This window comes from Cognatundibacterium crateris, from assembly GCF_010078235.1.
GTDB lineage: Bacteria > Pseudomonadota > Gammaproteobacteria > Burkholderiales > Burkholderiaceae_D > Undibacterium > Undibacterium crateris.
Genome location: NZ_JAABOS010000004.1, coordinates 251,158 through 275,416, shown reverse-complemented (window position 1 = coordinate 275,416; position 24,259 = coordinate 251,158). Strand labels below are relative to the sequence as shown.

19 protein-coding genes and 1 riboswitch are annotated in these 24,259 nt (G+C 53.1%); of the genes, 12 read left to right on the top strand and 7 right to left on the bottom strand.

Translation table 11 applies throughout. The annotated features are described in order from the left end of the window. Positions 1-114: 114 nt before the first annotated feature. Positions 115-272, bottom strand: a riboswitch (FMN riboswitch). 273 nt (positions 273-545) lie between these two features. The 7 genes from EYB48_RS09715 (at position 546) to cobA (ending at position 7,387) form a co-directional block, all read left to right on the top strand. Then, on the top strand, positions 546-1,319 hold the full coding sequence (locus EYB48_RS09715; RefSeq protein WP_162020138.1) for a sulfite exporter TauE/SafE family protein: 774 nt from the start codon (positions 546-548) through the stop codon (positions 1,317-1,319). A gap of 77 nt (positions 1,320-1,396) precedes the next feature. Beyond that, positions 1,397-3,103: a nitrite/sulfite reductase gene (locus tag EYB48_RS09710; protein ID WP_162020137.1), complete on the top strand. Its 1,707-nt coding sequence runs from the start codon at positions 1,397-1,399 to the stop codon at positions 3,101-3,103. A 14-nt stretch (positions 3,104-3,117) separates the two neighbouring features. Beyond that, positions 3,118-3,651: a DUF934 domain-containing protein gene (locus tag EYB48_RS09705; protein ID WP_162020136.1), complete on the top strand. Its 534-nt coding sequence runs from the start codon at positions 3,118-3,120 to the stop codon at positions 3,649-3,651. Beyond that, positions 3,648-4,373 carry a phosphoadenylyl-sulfate reductase gene (locus EYB48_RS09700; RefSeq protein ID WP_162020135.1) on the top strand — a complete coding sequence of 242 codons (726 nt, stop codon included), beginning with the start codon at positions 3,648-3,650 and terminating at the stop codon, positions 4,371-4,373. Before EYB48_RS09705 ends, EYB48_RS09700 begins: the two co-directional genes overlap by 4 nt. A 31-nt stretch (positions 4,374-4,404) precedes the next feature. Then, positions 4,405-5,340, top strand: a complete 936-nt coding sequence (gene cysD, locus EYB48_RS09695) for a sulfate adenylyltransferase subunit CysD (RefSeq protein WP_162020134.1) — start codon at positions 4,405-4,407, stop codon at positions 5,338-5,340. Beyond that, positions 5,340-6,674, top strand: a complete 1,335-nt coding sequence (locus EYB48_RS09690) for a sulfate adenylyltransferase subunit 1 (RefSeq protein WP_162020133.1) — start codon at positions 5,340-5,342, stop codon at positions 6,672-6,674. The genes cysD and EYB48_RS09690 overlap by 1 nt, the downstream gene beginning before the upstream one ends. Next, on the top strand, positions 6,671-7,387 hold the full coding sequence (gene cobA, locus EYB48_RS09685) for a uroporphyrinogen-III C-methyltransferase (RefSeq protein WP_235935017.1): 717 nt from the start codon (positions 6,671-6,673) through the stop codon (positions 7,385-7,387). The genes EYB48_RS09690 and cobA overlap by 4 nt, the downstream gene beginning before the upstream one ends. Positions 7,388-7,392: 5 nt before the next feature. Here the strand turns inward: cobA and EYB48_RS09680 are convergent, their stop codons facing one another. The 4 genes from EYB48_RS09680 to lptF form a co-directional block, all read right to left on the bottom strand. Continuing rightward, positions 7,393-8,133 (bottom strand): substrate-binding periplasmic protein, encoded by a 741-nt coding sequence (locus EYB48_RS09680; protein ID WP_162020132.1) that lies wholly within the window; start codon positions 8,131-8,133, stop codon positions 7,393-7,395. A 253-nt stretch (positions 8,134-8,386) separates the two neighbouring features. Continuing rightward, the gene (locus EYB48_RS09675; RefSeq protein ID WP_162020131.1) at positions 8,387-8,749 is read right to left on the bottom strand and encodes a sirohydrochlorin chelatase; all 363 of its coding nucleotides are present in this window, start codon (positions 8,747-8,749) and stop codon (positions 8,387-8,389) included. Then, complete coding sequence (lptG, locus tag EYB48_RS09670; protein WP_162020130.1) at positions 8,749-9,879, bottom strand: LPS export ABC transporter permease LptG; 1,131 nt, start codon at positions 9,877-9,879, stop codon at positions 8,749-8,751. The genes EYB48_RS09675 and lptG overlap by 1 nt, the downstream gene beginning before the upstream one ends. Then, complete coding sequence (gene lptF, locus EYB48_RS09665) at positions 9,876-11,006, bottom strand: LPS export ABC transporter permease LptF (protein WP_162020129.1); 1,131 nt, start codon at positions 11,004-11,006, stop codon at positions 9,876-9,878. The genes lptG and lptF overlap by 4 nt, the downstream gene beginning before the upstream one ends. A 50-nt stretch (positions 11,007-11,056) precedes the next feature. Between lptF and EYB48_RS09660 the strand changes: the two genes are divergently transcribed. Together EYB48_RS09660 and xth are read left to right on the top strand one after the other, a co-directional pair. Continuing rightward, positions 11,057-12,565 carry a leucyl aminopeptidase gene (locus EYB48_RS09660; protein WP_162020128.1) on the top strand — a complete coding sequence of 503 codons (1,509 nt, stop codon included), beginning with the start codon at positions 11,057-11,059 and terminating at the stop codon, positions 12,563-12,565. A gap of 108 nt (positions 12,566-12,673) precedes the next feature. Next, entirely contained in the window at positions 12,674-13,438 is a 765-nt protein-coding gene (gene xth, locus EYB48_RS09655) for an exodeoxyribonuclease III (RefSeq protein WP_162020127.1), read from the top strand. Between the two features lie 21 nt (positions 13,439-13,459). Here xth and EYB48_RS19430 read toward each other — a convergent pair whose 3' ends face one another. Next, positions 13,460-15,337 carry a methyl-accepting chemotaxis protein gene (locus EYB48_RS19430; protein WP_162020126.1) on the bottom strand — a complete coding sequence of 626 codons (1,878 nt, stop codon included), beginning with the start codon at positions 15,335-15,337 and terminating at the stop codon, positions 13,460-13,462. Positions 15,338-15,567: 230 nt separating this feature from the next. On the opposite strand from EYB48_RS19430, the gene EYB48_RS09645 reads away from it, so the two are divergent. Beyond that, positions 15,568-16,095: a GNAT family N-acetyltransferase gene (locus EYB48_RS09645; RefSeq protein ID WP_162020125.1), complete on the top strand. Its 528-nt coding sequence runs from the start codon at positions 15,568-15,570 to the stop codon at positions 16,093-16,095. Positions 16,096-16,134: 39 nt separating this feature from the next. Here EYB48_RS09645 and EYB48_RS09640 read toward each other — a convergent pair whose 3' ends face one another. Further along, positions 16,135-16,605, bottom strand: coding sequence for a cyanophycin metabolism-associated DUF1854 family protein (locus tag EYB48_RS09640; RefSeq protein ID WP_162020124.1), 471 nt, complete (start codon positions 16,603-16,605; stop codon positions 16,135-16,137). A gap of 1 nt (position 16,606) precedes the next feature. Then, complete coding sequence (locus tag EYB48_RS09635) at positions 16,607-18,865, bottom strand: cyanophycin metabolism-associated ABC transporter (protein WP_162020123.1); 2,259 nt, start codon at positions 18,863-18,865, stop codon at positions 16,607-16,609. Positions 18,866-19,250: 385 nt separating this feature from the next. Here EYB48_RS09635 and EYB48_RS09630 point away from each other — a divergent pair, with 385 nt between their 5' ends. Further along, positions 19,251-21,428, top strand: coding sequence for a cyanophycin synthetase (locus EYB48_RS09630; protein ID WP_162020122.1), 2,178 nt, complete (start codon positions 19,251-19,253; stop codon positions 21,426-21,428). Between the two features lie 159 nt (positions 21,429-21,587). Next, positions 21,588-24,158 carry a cyanophycin synthetase gene (gene cphA, locus EYB48_RS09625; protein WP_162020121.1) on the top strand — a complete coding sequence of 857 codons (2,571 nt, stop codon included), beginning with the start codon at positions 21,588-21,590 and terminating at the stop codon, positions 24,156-24,158. Positions 24,159-24,259: the final 101 nt, after the last annotated feature.

Below are 24,259 nucleotides of genomic sequence, written 5' to 3'. Positions count from 1 at the left end.
CGCTCCACAAAAGATTTGTAAAAGACGTTTCAGGGAAAACGCATAGCAGCAGCCAGGGTCTGCTGAGTCGTCAACAGACCCTGCCGGACCGGGTTCAGCGGTCCACAGTTTCATGCGCATCTTCTTTCATCCGGACTATCACCGTCGGCCCTGGCATCGCACCAGATCTGCTGACCCTGACCAGAAATAAGCTTCCCGATCAGGCGCTCGCGGGCTTCACTGCAAGCAGTGTTACCGCCGGTGGGGAATTGCACCCCGCCCTGAAGACGTTGCCAGCATAAGGGCTGGCGGCGGCCATTATACGCGGCTGCGGAAATTCTGTTTTTTACACCAGATAACGCGTCCGTCAGCCTGACAGGCTACCCCGGCAGCCTGCAGAAAAGGCCTGGAATTGTGTAGCAAATTGCAAGCGATGAACTAAGATAGAAATTCATACCTTCTGCGCATGTTCATATACCAATTTCACATATAAGCAAATAAATACTAAGTAGTTTGCAATATATAGCGACTTGATTACGATGCGATTTCGTTGATAGAGAGATGATATGACGCTGACTTATGTGTTATCCGGATTTGCTGTAGGTGTGCTGGTTGGGCTGACCGGCGTGGGCGGAGGCTCACTGATGACACCTTTGCTGACCCTAGTGTTCGGCGTCAGCCCATCGGTCGCAGTCGGTACCGACCTGGCCTTCGCTTCTGTCACCAAGGTAGCTGGTACCCTGACTCATAAGTTGCGCAGTACCGTGGAATGGCGGGTGGTTCGCCTGTTATGCATAGGTGCGCTGCCTGCGGCACTGGTGGCGACTTTATTTTTAAAACAGTTCGGCACACTGAACAAAGAAATCGGCCTGATTATTCGCTATTCAATTGCAGGCTCTGTACTGCTGACGGTGATCGCATTGCTGTTTAAAGCACGCATGGTGAACTGGCTGAATGCGCACCCGGAAAAGCAATTGCAAGGCTTCAAACTGGATCTGGCAACTGTGATCGCGGGCGCTACGCTGGGCACGCTGGTGACCATTTCCTCTATCGGCGCCGGTGCGATTGGTGCGACTATCCTGGTGATGCTGTATCCGCGCATGCCTGCGGCTCACATTGCAGGTACTGATATTGCATATGCAGTGCCGCTGACCGCAATTGCGGCAGTTGGTCACTGGTGGCTGGGTTCCATCAACTGGGAATTGCTGGGTACTTTGCTGATCGGATCAGTCCCTGGAATTACCATCGGTTCGCTCGCTGCGCGGGCGGTACCGGAAAAATTATTACGCGGCATACTGGCCACTACGCTGACTGCAGTGGCAGCCAAACTGGTGTTATAAATTTCAGCCAAGATTTTTAGCCACAATTTACAGAATCACCACTTGCACCATTGGTGCGCAACTAAAAGGTAAAAGAGATGTATCGTTACGACCAACACGATCACCAGATCATCAAAGAGCGTATCGCACAATATCGTGATCAGGTGCGCCGCCGTCTGGCCAATGAACTGACTGAAGAAGAATTCCTGCCTTTGCGCCTGCAAAATGGCTTGTATCATCAGCGTCATGCCTACATGCTGCGTATCGCGGTCCCTTACGGCATGCTGTCCTCAGCGCAGTTGCGTCAGTTCGCTTACATCGCGCGTCATTATGACCGTGGCTATGGTCACTTCACTACCCGTCAGAACATACAGTTCAACTGGATCAATCTGGAAGATACACCGGCCATCCTGGAAGACCTGGCCAAAGTGGAAATGCACGCGATTCAGACTTCCGGCAACTGCATGCGCAATATCACGTCGGATGAGTTTGCCGGTGTCGCGCATGACGAAGTAATCGATCCGCGTCCGTATGCAGAAATCCTGCGCCAATGGACCACCTTCCATCCTGAGTTCGCTTACCTGCCGCGTAAATTTAAGATCGCAATCAATGGTTCGCTGGAAGATCGCGCCGCGATTGCGGTACACGACATTGGTCTGACCGTGGTCCACAATGAAGCGGGCGAAGTCGGCTTTAAAGTGATGGTTGGTGGCGGCATGGGCCGTACCCCAATATTGGGCAGTGTGATCCGTGAATTCCTGCCTTGGCAGCATGTGATGACTTATCTGGAAGCGATACTGCGCATCTATAACCTGCACGGTCGCCGCGATAACAAGTACAAAGCACGTATCAAGATCCTGGTCAAAGCAATCGGTGCCGATGTGTTTGCCCAACAGGTAGAAGACGAATGGGCTGCGATTAAAGATGGCCCGGCGACATTGACCGAGGCCGAATTTAAACGTGTGTCGTCCTACTTCACTGCGCCAGCTTATCTGAGCCTGCCAGCATCCGATGCGGGTTTTGAACAGCAACTGACAGACAATAAAGCCTTCGCTAACTGGGTACGCAGAAACGTAAAGCCGCACAAGGTCGCCGGTTACCGCAGCGTCGTCTTGTCGCTCAAAAAACCTGGTGTACCACCTGGCGATGCAACCGCAGATCAGATGGACTTCGTGGCCGACCTCGCTGAGCGCTACAGTTTTGGCGAATTGCGTGTCACGCATGAACAGAATCTGGTGCTGGCCGACGTACAGCAGGCTGCCTTGTATGACTTGTGGCTGGAAGCCAAAGCACACGGTCTGGCCACACCCAATATCGGTCTGCTGACCGACATGATTTGCTGCCCAGGCGGTGATTTCTGCTCACTCGCGAATGCGAAATCGATTCCTATCGCACTGGACATCACCGACCGTTTTGCTGACCTCGATTACTTATACGATATCGGCGATCTGGAATTGAATATGTCGGGCTGTATTAACGCCTGCGGCCATCACCATGTCGGCAATATCGGCATTCTGGGTGTGGATAAAGATGGCAGCGAGTTTTATCAGGTATCCATTGGTGGCGCACAGGGTAACCAGGCTGCGATTGGAAAAATTATCGGACCTTCGTTCTCTGCCGGTCAAATGCCGGAAGTGATAGAGCGTATCGTCAAGGTCTATCTGGACAACCGGGTAGACAATGAGCGCTTCATCGATACCGCACAACGCCTGGGTGTCGCACCGTTCAAAGAATATGTGTATGCCACCCCGATTCAGACTTTGGTACATCACGGCGAAGATGCTGGTGCCGCCGTTGCTTACTAAAAAAGGAAGTCATCATGCGTGAAATTATTAAAGATAAAGCGATAGTTCAGGATGACTGGACAGTATTGCGGCTGACAGAAAATGAAACCCCGGATGCGGTTGAAGTACCGGCTGGCAAAACCATTATTCCTTTAAAAGTCTGGCTGCTACAGCGCACAGCGCTGATCACCCGTTTGCAGCAGCAACAGGATCTGGCGGTCTGGTTCAGTAGTGATGAAGCCGCGCAGGATCTGGCAGAGGATGCGAGCCTGTTTACTTTGATCGCGGTCGATTTCCCTAAGTTCTCGGATGGTCGTGGCTACTCTATCGCCTACAACCTGCGCTCCCGTCTGGCGTACAGCGGTGAATTGCGCGCTATCGGTGATGTATTGCGCGATCAGCTGTTTTTCATGCAGCGCGTAGGCTTCAATGCCTTTGCCACGCGTGAAGACCGTAGCATCCAGGATGCACTCAAGGGTCTGACCGATTTCAGCGATGCCTACCAGACTTCCTGGGATCAGAAAAATCCGCTGTTCCGTCGTGTCGATCGCAGTGTGGTGTCCGCATGAGTGAGTTTGCCGACAAGCTCAGCCTGACGCTGCAGACCTTGCGACGGATAGAAGCTGAATTCAGCCCGGCGGTATTTGCTTCCAGCCTGGCAGCAGAAGATATGGTGCTGACCGATCTGATACTGAAAAATCAGCTGAATATAGAGATTTTCTCTTTGCAAACCGGTCGCCTGCATGCAGAAACACTGGGCATGATAGACCAGGTGAAAACGCACTACGGCAAACAGATCAGCTTATTTCTGCCTGAAGAAAATGCAGTGAACGACTATGTGACGCAATATGGTCTGAATGCTTTTTATGACAGCGTGGACTTACGCAAGGAATGCTGCCGCATCCGTAAAGTGGAACCGTTGAATCGTGCGCTGGCTGGCAAAGCAGCCTGGATCACAGGACAGCGCAAGGCACAGGCAGCAACCCGCACTGAGCTGGCGATACAGGAAGACGACGTCGCACACGGCATGCAAAAATTTAATCCACTGGCTGACTGGTCCGAAGACGATGTCTGGCACTATATCCGCAGTAATGAAGTGCCTTACAACCCCTTGCATGACAAGGGCTATCCGTCGATAGGCTGCGAGCCCTGCACCCGCGCCATACAGGCTGGTGAAGATGTACGCGCCGGGCGCTGGTGGTGGGAAAATCCGGAATCCAAGGAATGCGGTCTGCATGTGGTGGATGGAAAATTAATACGCATACGCGCTGCGTCGGCCGCCGCTGAATAAACCTGCGGCAGGCAGAACTTTAAGGAAGACTATGAACACTGTGACAGAAAATCATTTCATTGATGCCGCGAGCAATCGCCATCTCGACTGGCTGGAATCCGAAGCCATCCACATCATGCGCGAAGTCGCTGCAGAGTGCAGCAATCCGGCCCTGTTATTCTCGGGCGGCAAAGACTCTATCGTACTGTTGCGCCTGGCTGAAAAAGCCTTCCGTCCGGGTAAATTCCCATTCCCGCTGGTGCATATCGATACCGGTCACAATTTTCCGGAAGTGATCGCTTTCCGCGACAAGCGCGTAGCGGAACTGGGTGAGCGCCTGATCGTTGGCTCCGTAGAAGCATCGATACAAAAGGGCACCGTGCGACTGCGTAATCCGGCGACCGATTCACGCAATGCTGCGCAAGCCGTGACGCTGCTGGAAACCATTGCTGAACATCGCTTTGATGCCTGCATAGGCGGTGCGCGTCGTGACGAGGAAAAAGCACGTGCCAAAGAACGTATTTTTTCCTTCCGCGATGAATTCGGCCAGTGGAATCCCAAAGCCCAGCGCCCTGAGCTGTGGGATCTGTATAACACCCGTGTCCATCCGGGTGAAAACATGCGGGTATTCCCGATTTCAAACTGGACTGAGCTGGATGTCTGGCAGTATATCGCGCGTGAAAAACTGGAATTACCTGAGATTTATTTTGCCCATGAACGCCAGGTAATCCCGCGCAATGGCCTGCTGGTTCCGCTGACCGATCTGACTCCGCCGCGTGAAGGTGAAACGGTAGAAACCCGCGTAGTGCGCTTCCGTACTGTCGGCGACATTTCCTGCACCTGCCCGGTCTCATCTGATGCAGCGACCGTATCTGCCATCATTGCAGAAACCGCGATTACCCAGATTACAGAACGTGGTGCCACCCGCATGGATGACCAGACTTCCGAAGCCTCCATGGAAAAACGTAAAAAAGAAGGATATTTCTGATGACTGCAGCAAGCACCTCCACCGTCAGCAACGCCGCCGGCCTGAGCGAGCGCGGACTGTTACGCTTCATCACTGCGGGTTCCGTTGATGATGGAAAAAGTACTTTGATCGGCCGCCTGCTGTTCGACAGCAAGGGCATTTTTGCCGATCAGCTGGATGCTATTTCACGCGCCAAACACAAGCGTACCGTAGGCGATACCATTGATTTATCGCTGTTGACCGATGGTCTGGAAGCGGAGCGCGAACAAGGCATCACGATCGACGTGGCCTACCGTTACTTTGCCACTCCTAAGCGTAAATTCATCATCGCCGATACACCTGGCCATGAACAGTACACACGCAATATGGTGACTGGCGCCTCGACTGCGGATGCCGTGATCATTCTGATCGACGTGTCCAAAGTCAAACTGCATGAAGATGGCAGCGTGGATTTGCTGGTACAGACTAAGCGCCATTCCACCATCGCCCAGTTACTGCAGATTGAGCATGTGATCGTGGCCGTCAATAAAATGGATCTGGTCGATTATGATCAGTCTGTGTATGAACGCATCGTGGCTGAATATCAGAAATTTGCCGCACAACTTGGTTTGCGTGACATCCATGCGGTGCCGCTGTCTGCGCTGGCTGGAGACAATGTGGTCGCGGCCTCGGACATGATGCCTTGGTATCAGGGACCTACCCTGATCGACTTGCTGGAATCCTTAAGCGTGTACGATGCCTCGCAAGAGGAAGCCTTCCGCTTCCCGGTACAGTTAGTGGCGCGTCATAATGGCCATGAAGCGAATGACTTCCGCGGTTACATGGGACGTATCGAAGCGGGCAAAGTCAGTAAAGGTGATCAGTTGCTGGTACAACCTGGCAATCAGCAAGCGACCGTCAAAGACATCCTGACTCTGGATGGCTCGCTTGATACCGCAGTAGTCGGTCAGTCAGTCACCATCCTGCTCAATGAATATCTGGATATCTCACGCGGCGATATGCTGGTGGATGCGCAACGTCCAGCCACCCTGCAAAAAACAGTCAAGGCTGATTTATGCTGGTTGTCGGAAGATGCACTGGATGTACGCCGCAAATACTGGCTCAAGCATACGACCCGTCAGGTTGCTGCGCGGGTGACGGCGATAGATACCATCCTTGATATCAATACCCAGCAACGTCGTCCGGCTGACAGCCTGAAACTGAACGATATCGCCAGTGTCTCGATCAACGTGCAGCAGCCGCTGGCCGCAGATAATTACACCGATCTGCGCTCGACCGGTTCGTTCATCCTGATCGACGAAGTCACGCATCAAACAGTCGCAGCGGGCATGATACGCCTCGGGGAAGCCGCTTGAGTCAGTCAGCAACTGCCAGGGTGTTTCTGATCGGCGCCGGCCCCGGCGCTGCCGATCTGATCACAGTACGCGGCGCCCGTCTGCTGGCTCAGGCTGACGTGGTGCTGTATGACGCTCTGGTTACCGCAGAGATGCTGGAATTGTGTCCGCAGGCGCTGAAGATTTCGGTCGGCAAACGCAGCGGACAACGTTCTGCTGCGCAGGATGAGATCAACCAGCAAATCATCAGCCAGGCGCAGACGCACAGTCTGGTAGTGAGGCTCAAAGGTGGCGATCCTATGTTATTCGGGCGTGCCGATGAAGAGATCCGTGCGCTGGAAGCGGCTGGTATCAGTTACGAAATCGTACCTGGCATCACCACCGCGCTGGCTGCTGCGGCCAGTGTGCGCCAGCCTCTGACCAAACGCGGCGTGGCACGCAGCGTGGCCTTATTCACCTCCAGCACCGCACCTGGCGAAGTGGCGGATACCCGCATCCCGGAATGCGACACCCTGGTGCAATACATGGGCGGGCGCGAAGCCATGCTGACCGCAAACCGCATGCTGGCGGCTGGTCATCCTGAGACGCATCCGGTCGTTGTGATAGAAAACTGCAGCCGCGCCGATGAAGTCATTTCCCACATGACACTGCAGCAGTTAGCGCAAGGGCTGCACAGCTCATCGGGACCGGTACTGGTGATGATGGGCGAAGCCATGCGTCAGCGCCGTCCTTAAACAGCTCAGGGCACCCTGACCGCATAGCGCGCCGCCAACTGCTGCCATAAAGGAGTTTGCTGCAGTTGTTCAAATGCTGCATCATATTTCTGACGCAGCGCATCGCATTGCTGACAATACGCGAAGTAGCCATCCTGAATGCCAATGGGTGGCTCGACCGCGACTAATTTTGCGTCCGTATTCAGGCGTCGCATTACGCCATCGGCATTGCGCAAGTTCGTAGCCAGCCAGTCTATACGCTGTGCCTGCAACATATTGAGGCCATTTGCTAAGGTGTTGGCGACCACCGGTTGTAAACGGCTGCGCATTTGCTCAAACTGAGGGGTGTACACCCAGCCATTGATGACGCCGGTTTTTTTGCCGATCAGATTCTGTAAGTTGCCATCCCAGCTCAGCCCCTCGCCAGCCCTGACATAGAACAGCATATAGTCGCGATAAAAAGCCCGTCTGGAAAACAAGAACTTAGCTTCTCGTTCAGGTGTTTTGTAGGGACCTATCAGGATATGAGCTTGTCCGGTCTCGACCATCCACTGTGCGCGACTCCAGGGGTAGAGCGCGAAGCTGAGCTGATCACCATTTTTTCTGGCGAGTTCGTTCAGCGTGGCGACCGCCAAGCCATCGAATTTGCCCTCTTTATCCTGCTCAAAAACATGCGAAAAATCGGTGCCGACCACGATGATTTCGGCAGCCCAGGCTGGCGTCAATGCAAGCAAGTACCAGCCCAATAGCAGTTTTATCCCTGGCATCAGCGACTCTCCCCCGGTCCGGGTTAATCAAAGATACTGCGTAGATGACTGCTGCACAGCACTGTCATCTCTATCCTATACATGCTTTAATGCTACATATGCTGCATTAAAGCAATGAATCGATGAGAAGAAAAGGGGAAAAGAGAAATTAGGCTGTATGCGTGGCTTAAGTGTGTTTTATGTATGTTTTATGCGCAGCAAATCGTATGCATGCCTAACATTGATACAGCGATACAGCCAGAGCACGCAGGTTTTATATCTGGGTCACACAATAATCACGTATCGCCATTAACACTGCCGCATCCTCGCCGACGGCTGTGGAAAGCCGGAACTGGATAGCCGGATACTCTGTACGCAAACTGTCCAGCATCACCGGCAGATCACGCAACACATGGCCGCCCTGCCCCAGAAAAACCGGCACTACGGAAATCTGCTCACAGCCCTGCTGCGCCAGCTCTGCCACCAGTTCCGGCAAAGCCGGTGACATAAACTCCAGAAACGACAGTCTGACGACGACCTCGGGCAAGGCGTCCTGAGTCAATTTCTGCAAACGCTCAAATGGTGCAGCCCATCTTGGATCCCTTGCGCCATGCGCAAATAATACGATTGCTTTCATTAATGTCTTTCTACGTAACGTAATCCCGCCAAGGCCAGGCCCATAAACAAGGCACTGGGTACCAATGCTGTCACATACGGTGGCCAGGTATTGAGTAAACCGATATGGGAAAACAGGCTGTTGATGAGATAAAACACCATGCCTATCATGATGCCGCTGAAAATTTTAAAGCTCACACCACCACTGCGCACGTGCAGATAAGCAAAAGGCAAAGCCAGCGCCATCATGACCAGGATGGCCAGCGGATAAGTCACTTTTTTCCAGAATGCGATTTCATAGCGTTCGCTATCCTGTTTATTATCAACCAGATGGCGGGTATAGGCAGCAAGATCAACGGCAGACATACGATCCGGATCAGCGAACAATACCGTCAGTATTTCCGGGGTCACTTCTGAGACCACATCCCGGCTCGGGTAGCGCGCCGTTTTCACCTTATTAATGTCTTCACTCGATAAAGTGACCGGGAACGAAGTCTCAGCCACATCGGTCAGGCGCCAGGTATTTTTACCGATATAGTCCGCTGTGCTGGCAGTGACTTCACGGCTCAGACGGAATTCTTTATCGAATTCATAGACCCGCACATCCCTCAGCTGGCGCGCTGGCGTGATCTCTTTCACGTTCAGAAAACGTGATCCTGTGATCTCACCGCTAAGCCCGTTTTCACGTACCAAATCCTTAGTCCACAAGCCGGTGCGGAACTCCTTCTTTTGCGATGCGCCCAGTGCTTTGAGTTTCATACTCTCAGCGAATTTGGTACTGGCCGGTGCGATGACTTCACCAAACAAAAAGGTCAGCGCGACAAAGATCAGGCCTATTTTCATCAACATCGTCAGCGCGGTTACCGTCGACATACTGGCAGAGCGCATGATGGTGAATTCTGAATTAGATGCAAACTGCGCCAGCACATAAATAGTACCGATCAGCACCGCAATCGGCATAAACTCATAGACATAGCCGGGCAAGCCCATCAATACATAAAACACCGCATTCAACAGGCGATAACTGCCACTGTTCACCGACTGCAATTCCTTCATCAAATCAAAGAAAGAGAACAGCGCCAGCAAAGCCAGCATGACAAACGCCACGGCACGGATAATCTCGGTACCAAAATACTTTTGTAAAATCTTCATGCTGCACTCGCTTTGCGTGTTGCGCCAGACTTGCAGCGTGCCCAGATACCGGCCGGATGCCAACGGCTGTTAATTTTTAATCGCCAGGCAAACAACAGCCAGACCAGCACTGCGACCGCAGCATGGACCGGCCACCAGCCCAAGGCAAACGCGGTCCGTCCCTGTAACACCAGAGATTGGGAAATATTCACCATCGTCAGATAAAACACTGTGGCCAGCAAGGCGACAATCAGATTGGCTGAGCGCCCGACGCGTGGATTGACAAACCCCAAGGGAATCGCAAGCAACATCAATACGGCCGCCATCACAGGCAGCGAGATACGCCATAGCAGCTCAGCCTGTTTATGGAAATCTGGCTGAAACAACAATTCAGACAAGGGCATGGACTTGGCGGAATTATCGCTATTCAAGGCATTCGACTGACTGGAAACCAATACGCCATAACGTTCAAACTGCATCATTTGAAAATCCGGTGCGGTCGGCAGACCGTCATAGCGGCGGCCTCTGTCCATGACCAGAAACTTGTCCCCGTATTTATCAATCTCTATTTTGCCCTCTTTCGCCACCACCACACTGGAACGCCCATCCTTAACGGTGTTGATGAAGATATTCTGCACTTTACTGAGATCGCCTGCGACTTCCTCGACAAAGAAAATCCGGTCAGAAGCGGAAGATTCCTGAAACTTACCGGGGGAAACCTTGGAAATGTCTGAACGCTTTTGAAAACGTTCTTCAAATTCCACACTCTGACGGTTGGCCCAAGGGCTGGCAAAAAAGCTCAGAAATGCCGTCAGTGCGACGATAGGAAAACCGAACTTAATGACAGGACTTATCCATTGTGTCAGACTCAAACCCGAAGCAAACCAGACCACCATTTCAGATTCCTGATAGCTGCGGGTGACCACCAGCAGCACTGAAATGAATCCGGTCAGGATGAGCAAAATTGGCAGATACATCAAGGACATAAAGCCTATCAGTGCCAGCACATCGGATGAGGCGACTTTACCGCCAGCAGCCTGTTCCAGCACGCGGATCAGCATCCAGGTAACAGTAATAACGAAGAGGGTTGCAAGGACTGCGCCAGCTGCACTCAGCAATTCACGTCGAAGCGCGCGTTGAAAAATCATGAGAAGGATTATAATGTCTGTTTTACGAGACTTACCAAGAGGAGTAATACGTGGACTTTAGCATAAAATCAATCGACGCAAAAAGTGCCTCAACTGCCCACAAGGCGATCAAAACCGCTTGTATCGTTGTTGGTGTATTCGAAAATAAAAAATTGTCGGTCGCTGCTACTGCACTGGATGCGTCCGGCGCCATCGCTGCAGCGCTGAAATCCGGCGACATCACCGGCAAGGCCGGCTCCTCCCTGTTGTTACGCAATCTCAGCGATATCGCCGCTGAACGCGTGTTACTGGTAGGTCTGGGTGAAGCTTCCGAACTTGTGACTGAAAAAGCCTATCAGTCCGCCGTTGCCGCAGCAGCCCGCACTTTAGCAGGTTTAGGCGCAAACGACGCAGTTATTGCTCTGCCTGGCGTCAAAGAGCGCACTGTCAACTGGTCCCTGAATGCAGCCGTGTTGGCCTTCCGCGACAGCATCTTCCGCGCTGATGGACTGAAGAGCAAAAAAGACACCAGCACTGCAGGCGTGAAAAAAGTGGCATTTGCGGTTGCCGCTGCTGAAGCGACTGCGGCCAAATCCGCACTGGCACAAAGCATCGCACTGGCGAATGGCGTTGATCTGACCAAAGAACTCGGCAATCTGCCACCTAACGTCTGCACACCGACTTATCTGGCCAATACCGCTAAACAGATCGCGACTGACTACAAGATGGTCGCTGAGGTATTGGATCGCAAACAGATACAGGCACTCAAAATGGGCAGCTTCCTGTCCGTGACCAATGGCACTGTTGAACCACCGAAGTTCATCGTCCTCAAGCATAGCGGCGGCAAAGCGAAAGATGCGCCAGTTGTACTGGTAGGTAAAGGTATCACTTTCGATTCCGGCGGCATTTCCCTGAAACCGGGTGCTGGCATGGATGAGATGAAATACGACATGGGCGGCGCCGCATCTGTGCTGGGTACCATGCGTGCCATCGGCGAAATGAAACTCAAGCTGAACGTCTACGCAGTGATCCCGACTTGCGAAAATATGCCATCCGGTACCGCGACCCGTCCGGGCGACATCGTGACCTCGATGTCTGGCCAGACTATAGAAATCCTGAACACGGACGCCGAAGGCCGTCTGATTCTGTGTGACGCACTGACCTACACTGAACGTTTCAATCCGGCTGCGGTCATCGACGTTGCCACCCTGACTGGTGCCTGCGTGACTTCGCTGGGTCATCACAATACCGGTTTGTTCACACGTCACGATGCAGTCCATGATGCATTGGCCAATGAATTGCTGGCTGCCGGTAAGCAAAGCGGTGATACCGCATGGCGTATGCCGATTGAAGAAGCTTATAACGAGCAACTGAAATCGAATTTTGCCGACATGGCCAATATCGGCGGCCCGGCTGGCGGCAGTATTACTGCAGCCTGCTTCCTGGAGCGTTTCACCAAGAAATACACCTGGGCGCATCTGGATATCGCTGGCACAGCCTGGAAGTCCGGCGCAGCAAAAGGTTCCACCGGCCGTCCGGTACCGATGCTGACAACTTTCCTGATCAACCGCGCAGGCTGATCAGGACGGAGTCAGCTGGCTGACTCTGCGCCTGCAGTCCTGAGCAGTTAAATCAGGCCGTGCTCCATTCCACCTGGAGCACGGCTTTTCTTTTTTTGAGGTAGCACTATGCAAATGAGCACCTGGAACGTCAATTCTCTGAAGGTACGTCTGCCGCAGGTATTGAGCTGGCTGGAAACTAATCCGGTCGATATTCTGTGCATACAGGAGACCAAGCTGACCGACGATAAATTTCCGCAAGCGGAGATAGAGGCAGCCGGTTATCACGTCGCCTATACCGGTCAGAAAACCTATAACGGAGTCGCAATCCTGTCGCGCCATCCTATGACTGACATCCAGAAAAACAATCCCTTGTTTGAGGATGAACAGCAAAGAATCATCGCCGCGACCATACAGGGCATGCGGATTATCTGTGCCTATATTCCAAACGGACAGGCGCCGGATTCCGATAAGTTTCAGTACAAACTCAAGTGGCTGACAGCGCTGCACAACTGGGTCAGCGCACAAATGCAGCAACATCCTGAACTGGCTTTGCTGGGTGATTACAACATCGCCCCGGATGACCGCGATGTGCATGATCCGGCCGCCTGGGCAGGCATGAATCTGGTCTCGCCGGAAGAGCGTGCTGCTTTCCAGCAGTTGCTACAGCTGGGTCTGAGCGACAGCTTCCGGCAATTTGAACAGGCGGATAAATTATTCAGCTGGTGGGATTACCGCGCACTGGGCTTCCGGCTGAACAAGGGAGTCAGGATAGATCACATCCTGTTGAGCAAACCGCTGGCAGAACGTTGTACAGCCTGCGTGATAGACCGGGCTCCCAGAAAATGGGAGCAACCATCGGATCATGCGCCGGTGATTGCCACCCTATCCTAAGACTTAAGAGTTACGACTCACTCAGGCGTCATACCCCAGACTGGCCTGGCGTCCTGAGCGTGCGCCGCTTGCTGCACTCACCCTTGTGGCAGGCGCATTGTGTTCCATACGGAAGGCAGACATCGCTACTTTCAATAAGTTGGCCTGCTCTTCCAGTGAACCGGCCGCTGCAGCGGCCTGTTCAACCAGCGCCGCATTTTGCTGAGTCGCTTCATCCATGTGCGCCAACGCCTGATTCACTTGCTGAATACCATCGCTTTGCTCAGCCGAGGCGGAAGTAATTTCATTAATAATTGCGGCCACCTGATCGACTGCTGACACGATACGCGTCATCGAAGCACCAGCTTTATCGACCAGTTCCGAACCCTCATTAACTTTAGAGACAGAGTCTTCAATCAGACTCTTGATTTCCTGTGCTGCTGCCGCACTGCGCTGCGCCAGCGTACGGACTTCACTCGCCACCACCGCAAAGCCGCGTCCCTGCTCACCGGCACGCGCCGCCTCAACGGCTGCATTCAAGGCCAGGATATTGGTCTGGAATGCGATGCCCTCGATGACGCTGATGATGTCAACGATCTTACGTGAACTGTCTGAAATACCCTGCATGGTCGTCACCACCTTATTGACGACCTCTCCCCCCTGCGTCGCCACGTCCGAGGCATTCACCGCCATACGATTGGCTTCCCGTGCATTTTCTGCATTATTACGGACGGCCTCGGTCAGCTCTTCCATACTCGCCGCGGTTTGCTCAAGCGAAGACGCCTGCTGCTCGGTGCGTCCGGACAAATCCATATTCCCAGTCGCAATTTCAGTTGCACCTACTGTAATCGAGTCAGTCGCTTTGCGCACATCGACCACCATCACGCGCAGCTGATCCATAAAATTATTAAATGCATCTGCGGTCTGCGCCACTTCGTCTTCGCCCTCTACCTCGATCTTGCGGGTCAGGTCACCGCCACCGGCTGCAATCGCCAGCATCGCATCGCGCACGCGCTGCAAGCCTGACAGCATATGCCCTACCAGCCAGGTGGTGACCGGCAAAACGATAGCCAGCAAGATCAGCAGCACCACCGCGGAAATCATCAATAACTGATCCAGCGAAGCCAGGGCTTTTTGCTTATCCACCACCAGCGCCAGATATAAATCAGATCCATTAATTTGCTGCAGATAGATAAAGCTGGCTTTACCGGCAACACTACTTTGTATCAGTTCTTTTTTACCCGCCAGACCAGACAGATTTTCCAGCGCCAGTTCAGCGGCGATCTCTTTGGCTGGTTTTAACACCTTGGTCTGGTCCGCATGTGCCAGCACCTGGCCGGATTTGTCGAGCAGGAAGGCATAGCCATCACCGGCCAGTTTAATATTTAAAATCTGTTCCACGATCTTGGTCAGGAACACATCGGCCGCGACCACCCCGGCCTCGCCACCTTTAACCGGTGCCGCAAACGAGATCATCAAGCCAGGTGGGTTCACGCCCATATAGGCCGAAGTCACGATAGGCTTTTTAGCTTCCATTGCCGCCTTGTACCAGGGACGCACAGTCGGGTCATAGCCGGCAGGCGGTGGATTTGGTGGATTATTGGTGAAGGTTTTATCTGGCGTTCCCAGATACACACTCAGAAAGCTGCCGCCGGTGCGCGTCATCGTCAGGCTGGTGGTCAGATCCGCACCATTCCCTACCGCGTTTGCCAGACTTGCCACCATGGAGGTATTGACCTGTATCCAGTTACCCAGAATTGCGTCGTAGCCAGCAGCCACACCACGCACTTCATTCGCCAGCCCAGCTTCTATCTGCGACTTCATACGGATATAACTACCTATCGTCAATATCACGGTACAGATCGTGATCAGACTGGCAATCGCAAAGATCAACCTGCTTTTTAACGACTTGACATTCATTATGCTCTCCCGGGTTGGCTGTTATAAAGGCTGACCGCAACAAATGCTTCTTCTGCATAAAATTCACTTCATGTTTTCATCTTACGCCGCATCAAGGCATGTGCCAAAAGGAAATTTAATTTTAAAAAGCAATTTATTATTCGATTATCATTTCATTCAAGAACATATTGGGCATGGAAACTTTTGTTATTAGCCTGAAAACGAATCTGGACAAGGACTTGGGGAAGAACATGCTACCCATACAAACCAAACGATTAGTGTTGCGAGTATTCAACATAGATGATGCCAATTTCGTACTGGAATTACTCAACGATCCCTCATGGCTGCGCTTTATCGGCGACCGGGGTGTCAGAACACCTGAGCAGGCGATGGATTGGATACAAACCCGACCGATTGCCAGTCAGCAACAATTTGGTTACAGCTTTTATGTGGTCTGTGACCAGGAACAAGGTATTGCGATGGGGATTTGTGGCTTGATCAAGCGCGATAGCCTGCCTTGCACAGACCTTGGCTATGCTTTCCTGCCGCGCTTTACCGGTCAGGGCTATGCACTGGAAGCGGCGCAGGCAGTTGTGCAGCATGCGGAACAGGATTTGCATCTGCCGCGGCTGGCGGCCATTACAGATCCGGACAATGAACGCTCGAACCGTTTGCTGAATTTACTGGGTTTCAGCCTGCAGGAAGTGCTGCCTTTGCCCGGCGAAACCAGACTCAGCAATTTGTATTTCCGCGAGAGTAAAAAAAAACGCCCCGAATGATCAGGGCGCACCAGGTATTCACGGCTGAGAAGTCTGCGCTTACAGGAAACGATCCAGAATTTTCCGGCTGTGTTTATCTATCGTGAACATATCGCGGATCAGAAACTGAATACCGTGATTATCGGTAATCAGCAAGGAAGCCTGACCGATGCGACGGATATCCTCATCCCCTTTGAGAACAAAAGCAGTCACGCCGCGATCTGTGCTGACGGTCCAGGTACAAGGCACAGCGAAACTGCTGACAGCGGTAATAGACTGAATTTCAGGCATAAATTCGCGCCCGCCCAGCTCTTCCAGCACCAGTTGACGTACGCCATCAGCCAAGTCTTCCAGGCTGTCTATCCAGGCCACTTCACGTCCATCGGTCGTAACCAGAGAAATACATCCGGCTGGTGACTGAATAGGAAAGGCACGCACCGGGCTGACACCTTCAAACACTTCACCGGCCTGATTGGTCAGAATTAACTGCGCAAACGGATTTCTGTGTAAATTGAATTGCGTAGTCGCCATCTTATTCATCTCCTGCTAATTGCGCGTTTCTGGCTTGGGCTGTGTACAAATCAAAATACGCGCCCTGCTTCGCCATCAATTCGTCATGACCACCGACTTCGATTACCTGGCCACGATCCAGTACCACCAGACGGTCTGCCTTGTGCAAGGTAGACAAACGATGCGCAATCGCGATGGTGGTACGGCCTTGCACCAGGTTGTCCAGTGCCTTTTGAATTTCTTTTTCCGTCTGTGAATCGACGGAAGAAGTCGCTTCATCCATGATCAGGATCTTAGGATCAATCAACAAGGCACGCGCGATCGAAATACGCTGACGCTCACCGCCGGACAAGCCCTGACCACGCTCACCCACCATAGAATCATAGCCTTGCGGCAGACGCAGAATGAATTCATGCGCATGAGCAGCTCTTGCTGCTGCGATGATTTCCTCGCGCGTCGCGTGGGGTTTGCCATAAGCGATATTGTCAGCAATGGTGCCGAAGAACAGGAAAGGCTCTTGCAAAACCAGACCGATCTGGCTGCGGTAATCGGATACCGCGTACGAACGTATATCTTTACCATCCAGCAGTATCGCGCCTTCTGACACATCATAAAAACGGCAGATCAAATTGACCAAAGTACTCTTACCGGAACCACTATGTCCTACCAGGCCTATCATTTCACCTGGTTTTATGGTCAGGTTAATGCCGCGATTCACGGCACGGTTACCATAACGGAAGCCGACTTCACGCAGCTCTATCTTGCCCTGGACTTCTTGTACTTTCACCGGATGCTGAGGGTCAGGTACGCTGGACACATGATCCAGAATGTCAAAAATACGTTTGGCTGCCGATGCCGATTTCTGAGTCACTGACACGATGCGACTCATGGAATCGATACGGCCATAAAAGTTACTGATGAAAGCCACTGCTGCGACCAGTGCACCGACTGTGATTTCTTCATGCGCGACCTGCCAGATACCAAAGGCCCACACCACCAGAATACCGAGATCAGTCAGGAAAGAAACGGTAGGTGAAAACAGCGACCAGACTTTATTCAGACGGTCATTCACCGCCAGGTTATGTTTATTCGCCTCACGGAAACGACCCGCTTCACGCGTTTCCTGTGCAAAGGCTTTCACCACGCGGATGCCTGGTATGGTATCGGCCAGCACATTAGTCACCTCGCCCCAGACCCGGTCTATCTTCTCGAAGCCAGTACGCAACTTGTCACGCACCAGATGGATCATCCAGGCGATAAATGGCAGCGGCAGCAAAGTCACCAGCGCCAGCTTGGTATTGATCTGCAACAGCGCGACCGCAGTCATTACGAACATCAATACATCAGTTGCAAAATCGAGTAAATGCAACGACAGATAGACGCAGATACGGTCACTCTCACTACCGATACGCGACATCAAATCGCCGGTACGTTTACCACCAAAATATTCCAGCGATAATTTCAACAAATGTTCATAGGTCGTGGTACGCAAATCAGCGCCGATACGCTCAGAGACCAGAGCCAGTATGTAAGTCTTGCCCCAACTCAGCAGCCAGGCAATCACAGCCGATCCCAACAAACCACCTATGTACAGATACACCAGATTAGGATCGACAAACTCCTTGCGCTGAAACGGAATCAACACTTCATCCGTGAGTGGCTTGGTCAGATAGCGCGGAATCATATGCGCTGCCGTACCCATCAACATCAGTGCGAAACCGATAAACAGCTGCAAACGGTAGGGACGGGCAAAGCGCCACAGGCGCAGCAAGGTCCAGGTAGACGGCGGCGTATAAATCACCTTGGTACAGACAGGACATTCTTCCTGATCCGCTTCCAACACGGCCTTGCAGCTGGGGCAGGTATTTTGCTCGGCACGCTGCACCGGCTGGCCAGTCACAAAGCTATCGAGCTGTTCTTTAAAATGATCCAGCAAACGGATTGCATGCAGATTCTGTCCCAGTGTAAAACGCCAGCTGGCCAGCAGACCTTGTTGATTCGTCAATTGCAAATGACCGACACCGGCATGATCGTAGTGTTTTAATTGCAAGCCCGGCTCAAACGCCCAGCGCTTCCACTCTGTCTCTCCGGCCGGTCTGCTCAGGATCGCCTGATCGGTCACGACGATGAGGCCTTTGACAAAATGAAGTTTGTTATCGAGGTCAACCTCAAACGCACTCTGTACGTTTTCGCCTTTGGCGATCTGTTGTGCGAGCGCAGATTGCCATTCGGCGCTCAGCGATAAAATGGATTGCTCGGAACTAGGTAATAAAGTGGTCATCGTGAAGCAAACTCCGGCAGATGCGCTATTCCCGGGGAAATCGGGACTGAAAATTTTGAAAAAACAGATTTCTTGCTTCCGTAATGGCAATAAGCCATATCACGGAGGCGGCAATTTACGGTATTCTATCGAAAGAAGAATAATCAGACGAAACTGATCAAGAGGATTCAAGCTGTTGCGCTGGCGCGCAAGTATATCAGCAAGCGCGTCTTACATTCCCGCTTTGTGTTGAATATATCCATGCCGGTGGCCTGATAACGGCAGGAAAGCAGATTGGTTGACACTCCATGTCAATCGTTTAGCCTGAATGCACTTGAGAAGCGAAGTATGATTCTACCTATGACAGGATCTGGATATCTATCCGGGTCGGCTAGAAATGACTTACATGACAACTAAGAAGAAAGACATCAGCATTCTCCGCGTCAACCACTTACGCGGGCCGAATATCTGGACCTACCGCCCAGTCATAGAAACCTGGCTGGATATCGGTGCTCTTGAAGACACCCCCTCCAACCTGCTGCCCGGACTCTATGAGCGACTGACCAGCTGGCTGCCTGGCCTGATGGAACATCGTTGCGGCGTTGGAGAGCGCGGTGGCTTCCTCGAGCGTCTGCGCGAAGGCACCTGGTCAGGTCATATCCTGGAACACGTCGTACTCGAACTGCAGAATCTGGCTGGCATGCGCACTGGCTTTGGCCAGACCCGCTCCACCAATGTGATCGGCGTCTACAAGATGGCTTTCCGTACCCGTGAAGAACAGGTCGGACGCCGCGCCCTTGCGATAGCCCGTGACTTGTTGATGGCCGCCATTAATGACCAAGCTTTCGATCTGGAAGCGCAACTCACAGAATTGCGCGATCTGGTCGATTCACGCTGCCTGGGACCGAGTACCGCCAACATCGTTGATGCAGCGACCGCGCGCCGAATTCCATCTATCCGTCTGACCGATGGCAACCTGGTGCAGTTAGGCCATGGCGCAGCACAGCGCCGTATCTGGACAGCAGAAACCGACCGCACCAGCGCGATTGCAGAAAGCATCGCCAGCGATAAAGATCTGACCAAAACCCTGCTGCAATCCTGCGGCGTGCCAGTGCCGGAAGGCTGCATCGTGCGCAGCGCTGAAGAAGCATGGGAAGAGGCACAGGATATCGGCCTGCCTGTCGTGATTAAACCTTATGACGGCAATCATGGCCGTGGCGTCTCACTGAATCTGATGACACTGGCTGACGTGACCGCGGCGTATGAGCTGGCAGTACGCAAAGGCGGCAGCAAATCTGTGATAGTCGAAAAATTCATCACCGGCGATGAACACCGTGTGCTGGTCGTCGGCAATAAGGTCGTTGCAGTCGGCAAAGGTGAGACGTTGTGGATTAGCGGCGATGGAAAATCCACAGTCGTAGAGCTGATAGACAGCCAGATTAATACCGATCCACGACGTGGAACAACAGAAGATTTTCCGCTTAACATCGTTGATATTAACGAGGCAGCAGAAGTGAATCTGGAACTTGACCGTCAGGGAATGACTGGATCATCTATTCCATTGGATGGTCAAAAAGTACTGATCCAGATTAACGGCAATGTTGCCCTCGATGTGACTGACGATATCCATCCGGACATCGCAGAAACCGCATGCCTGGCAGCACGCATCGTCGGTCTCGATATCGCCGGTGTGGATCTGGTTGTAGAAGACATTTCCAAACCGCTGTCAGCGCAAACCGGCGCGATTATCGAAGTCAATGCCAGCCCCGGCTTACTGGCTCACATCAAGCCTGCCAATGGTGCAGGCCGTGAAGTCGGCAAAGCGATTATCGATCATTTGTTCGCAGAAGAAGAATCCGGCCGCATCGATATCATCGGTGTCGCAGGCAGCCGCAATACCAGCCTGATTTCACGTCTGATCGCGGGCCTGCTGCATATGCACGGCGAGCAAACCGGCGTGGCTTGTCAGGACGGACTGTTCCTGAATAAGCGACTGGTCACGGAAGGCAATTGCGCGACCTGGAATGCTGGCGAGCGCCTGCTGATCAACCGGTCGGTTGAAGCCGCCGTATTTGAGACCAATGCGCGCGCTATCCTGAACGATGGCCTGGCCTATGACCGTTGCAGCGTTGCTGTGGTCACAGACTTCGATGGTGCTGCTGACTTGGGCGATTTCTACATCCTTGAGCCGGAGCAGATGTATAAGATCATGCGCACTCAGGTCGATGTGGTGTTGCCGGATGGCGTCGCGGTCTTAAATGCCGATGAAGCAGCCGTGGTGGAACTGGCCGAATTATGTGATGGCGATGTGATTTTCTATGCCAGCTCGGCAGAACTGCCTGCCATCGTCGCACACCGCGAACAAGGTAAGCGTGTGGCTTTCATTCGTGACGGAGAAATCATACTGGCGTCCGGCGCAGAAGAAATCCAGCTCATGCCGGTGTCTGCCCTGAAGCCAGCGAAAGCAGAAAAAGCACTGAGCGTACTGGCTGCCGTTGCCGCCGCCTGGGCGCTGCAAGTGTCGCCAGAACTGATCGCGGCAGGTTTGCGCACTTTTGACACCAGCACCAAAGCAGCATTTTGATTTTTGGCTAATCCACCTGCCGCCGTCAGTGCCTCAGATATTTGACAGCGGCAGACTAATTTTTGTTACAGGCTCAGGCAAATCTGGATCAGGCAAAGCTTGCTGACCAGATGATGAATGAGACCTGAATTCTGCCCTTTTCGACAGGACTAAGTTTTTATGGAAGTATCACGCATTCGTGCCTTGCGCGGCCCCAATCTCTGGAGCCACCATACGGCCGTTGAAGCCATCGTTAAATGTAGCGAAGCGGAATGCGCTATCGCAGAACTGGCCGGATTTGAAGACCGCCTGCGTGCCTTATTCCCGGAACTGAGCATACTTCAGCCCACCGGTCACAACGACGCCATTTCGATTGCCCATGTGTTTGAACTCGCTGCATTAGGCTTGCAAGCGCAAGCTGGTTGCCCGGTCACTTTCAGCCGCACCACCCAAACACTGGAACAAGGTGTGTTTCAGGTAGTGGTTGAGTATTCCGAAGAAGCAGTCGGTCGCCTTGCGCTGGAACTGGCTGAAAAACTGATACAGGCCGCCGTCGACAATAGCGCTTTTGATCTGGCTGCAGCACTGGAGCAATTACGTGAGCTGGATGAAGACGTACGTCTGGGCCCGTCTACCGGCTCCATCGTCAATGCCGCGATTGCACGCAATATTCCTTATCGCCGCCTGACCGATGGCAGCCTGGTCGCATTTGGCTGGGGCTCACGCCAGCGTAAAATTCAGGCTGCTGAAATGGATGGCACCAGCGCGATTGCCGAAGCGATCGCACAGGATAAAGAACTCACCAAAAAATTACTGCATGCGGCCGGTGTCCCTGTGCCTATGGGACGTGCAGTCTCCAGCCCTGACGATGCCTGGGCTGCGGCACTGGAAGTCGGCCTGCCGGTCGTGATTAAACCTAAAGATGGCAATCAGGGTAAGGGTGTGACCGTCAATGTCACGACGCGTGAACAACTGGATGCCGGCTATCTTGCGGCCAGCGAATTCCGCGATGACATCCTGGTCGAGCGCTTCTTGCCGGGCAATGACTTCCGCTTACTGGTGATCGGTAACAAACTGGTGGCCGCCGCCAGACGCGATCCGCCGCAAGTCGTCGGCGATGGCAAACAAACCGTGCGCGAACTGGTCGAACAAGTCAATAAAGATCCACGCCGTGGCAGTGGTCACTCCACTTCACTGACCAAGATACGCTTCGACGATATCGCGCTCGCCAGCCTGGCAAAACAAGGCTACAGCGCCGAGTCAGTACCACCTAAAGGACAACGCGTTATTTTGCGTAACAACGCCAATCTGTCTACCGGTGGCGCCGCGACTGACGTAACCGATGACGTGCACCCGGAAGTCGCAGCACGTGCGATCGCAGCGGCACAAATGGTTGGCCTCGATATTTGTGGCGTCGACCTGGTCTGCGACAGTGTCTTAAAACCGATAGAAGCACTCAATGGCGGCATCGTAGAAGTCAATGCAGCGCCAGGTTTGCGCATGCACTTATCACCGTCGTTCGGCAAAGGACGCGCAGTCGGCGAAGCCATCGTCGACTCCATGTTTGAGCCGGGTAATGATGGCCGCATTCCTATCATCGCCGTGACTGGCACCAATGGCAAAACCACGACGGTGCGACTGATCGCCCATCTGATGACCACCAATGGCCTGCGTACCGGCATGACAAATACGGATGGTGTGTATGTCAATGGCCGTCAGATTGACAGTGGTGACTGCAGCGGTCCACGCAGCGCACGCAATGTACTGTCCCATCCGGATGTCGATGCTGCAGTCTTTGAAACCGCCAGGGGCGGCGTGCTGCGCGAGGGTCTGGCCTATGACCGTTGTCAGGTCGCAGTCGTCACCAACATTGGCTCTGGCGACCATCTGGGTCTGAACTACATCACGACAGTGGAAGATCTGGCGGTACTCAAGCGCGTGATCGTACAAAACGTCGCAGACGATGGCTATGCTGTGTTGAACGCAGCTGATCCTATCGTAGCCGGCATGGCAGCGAATAGTCCGGCAGCAGTGATTTTCTTTGCAGCTGACCCACAAATCCCGCTGATGGCAGCGCAGCGCGCCCAGGGCAAACGCGCAGTCTATGTCGAGAACGGTCATCTGATCGCGGCAGAAGGCAAAATGAAGCACAGCATTCCTTTGTCCGACATTCCAATCACACGCAATGGCAGCATAGGCTTCCAGGTTGAAAACGTGATGGCATCGGTAGCGGCAGCCTGGGCTGTCAACATGGATTTCGACGTGATCCGCGCAGGTCTGAAGAGCTTTGCCAATGAAAACGACAATGCGCCCGGACGTTTCAACATGTTCGATTTCCGTGGTGCTACGGTGATTGCAGATTACGGACACAATCCGGATGCGATGCTGGCCCTGGTCAAGGCGGTGGAAACCATGCCTGCACAACGTCGCTCAGTCGTGATCAGCGGTGCCGGCGACCGGCGCGATCAGGATATCCGTCAACAGACAGAAATCCTGGGCGATGCATTCGAAGATGTGATTCTGTATCAGGATCAGTGCCAGCGTGGCCGCGCCGATGGTGAAGTGCTTGCCTTGCTGCGTGATGGCCTCAAAACGGCCAAGAAAACCACGCGCGTTGATGAAATCACGGGTGAATTCGTGGCCATCGACCTCGCACTGGAACGTCTGCAAGCTGGCGATCTGTGCCTGATCCTGATCGATCAGGTTGAAGAGGCACTGGCTCATATCAGCAAACGCTGTTCAGAAGGATGATTTTTACCATTCGTGAACATCACAACTCGCAAAAAAAATGCCGGACGTATCCGGCATTTTTTACACTACGCTTAAGAGGTTTCCATCTGCAATGTGAAAAC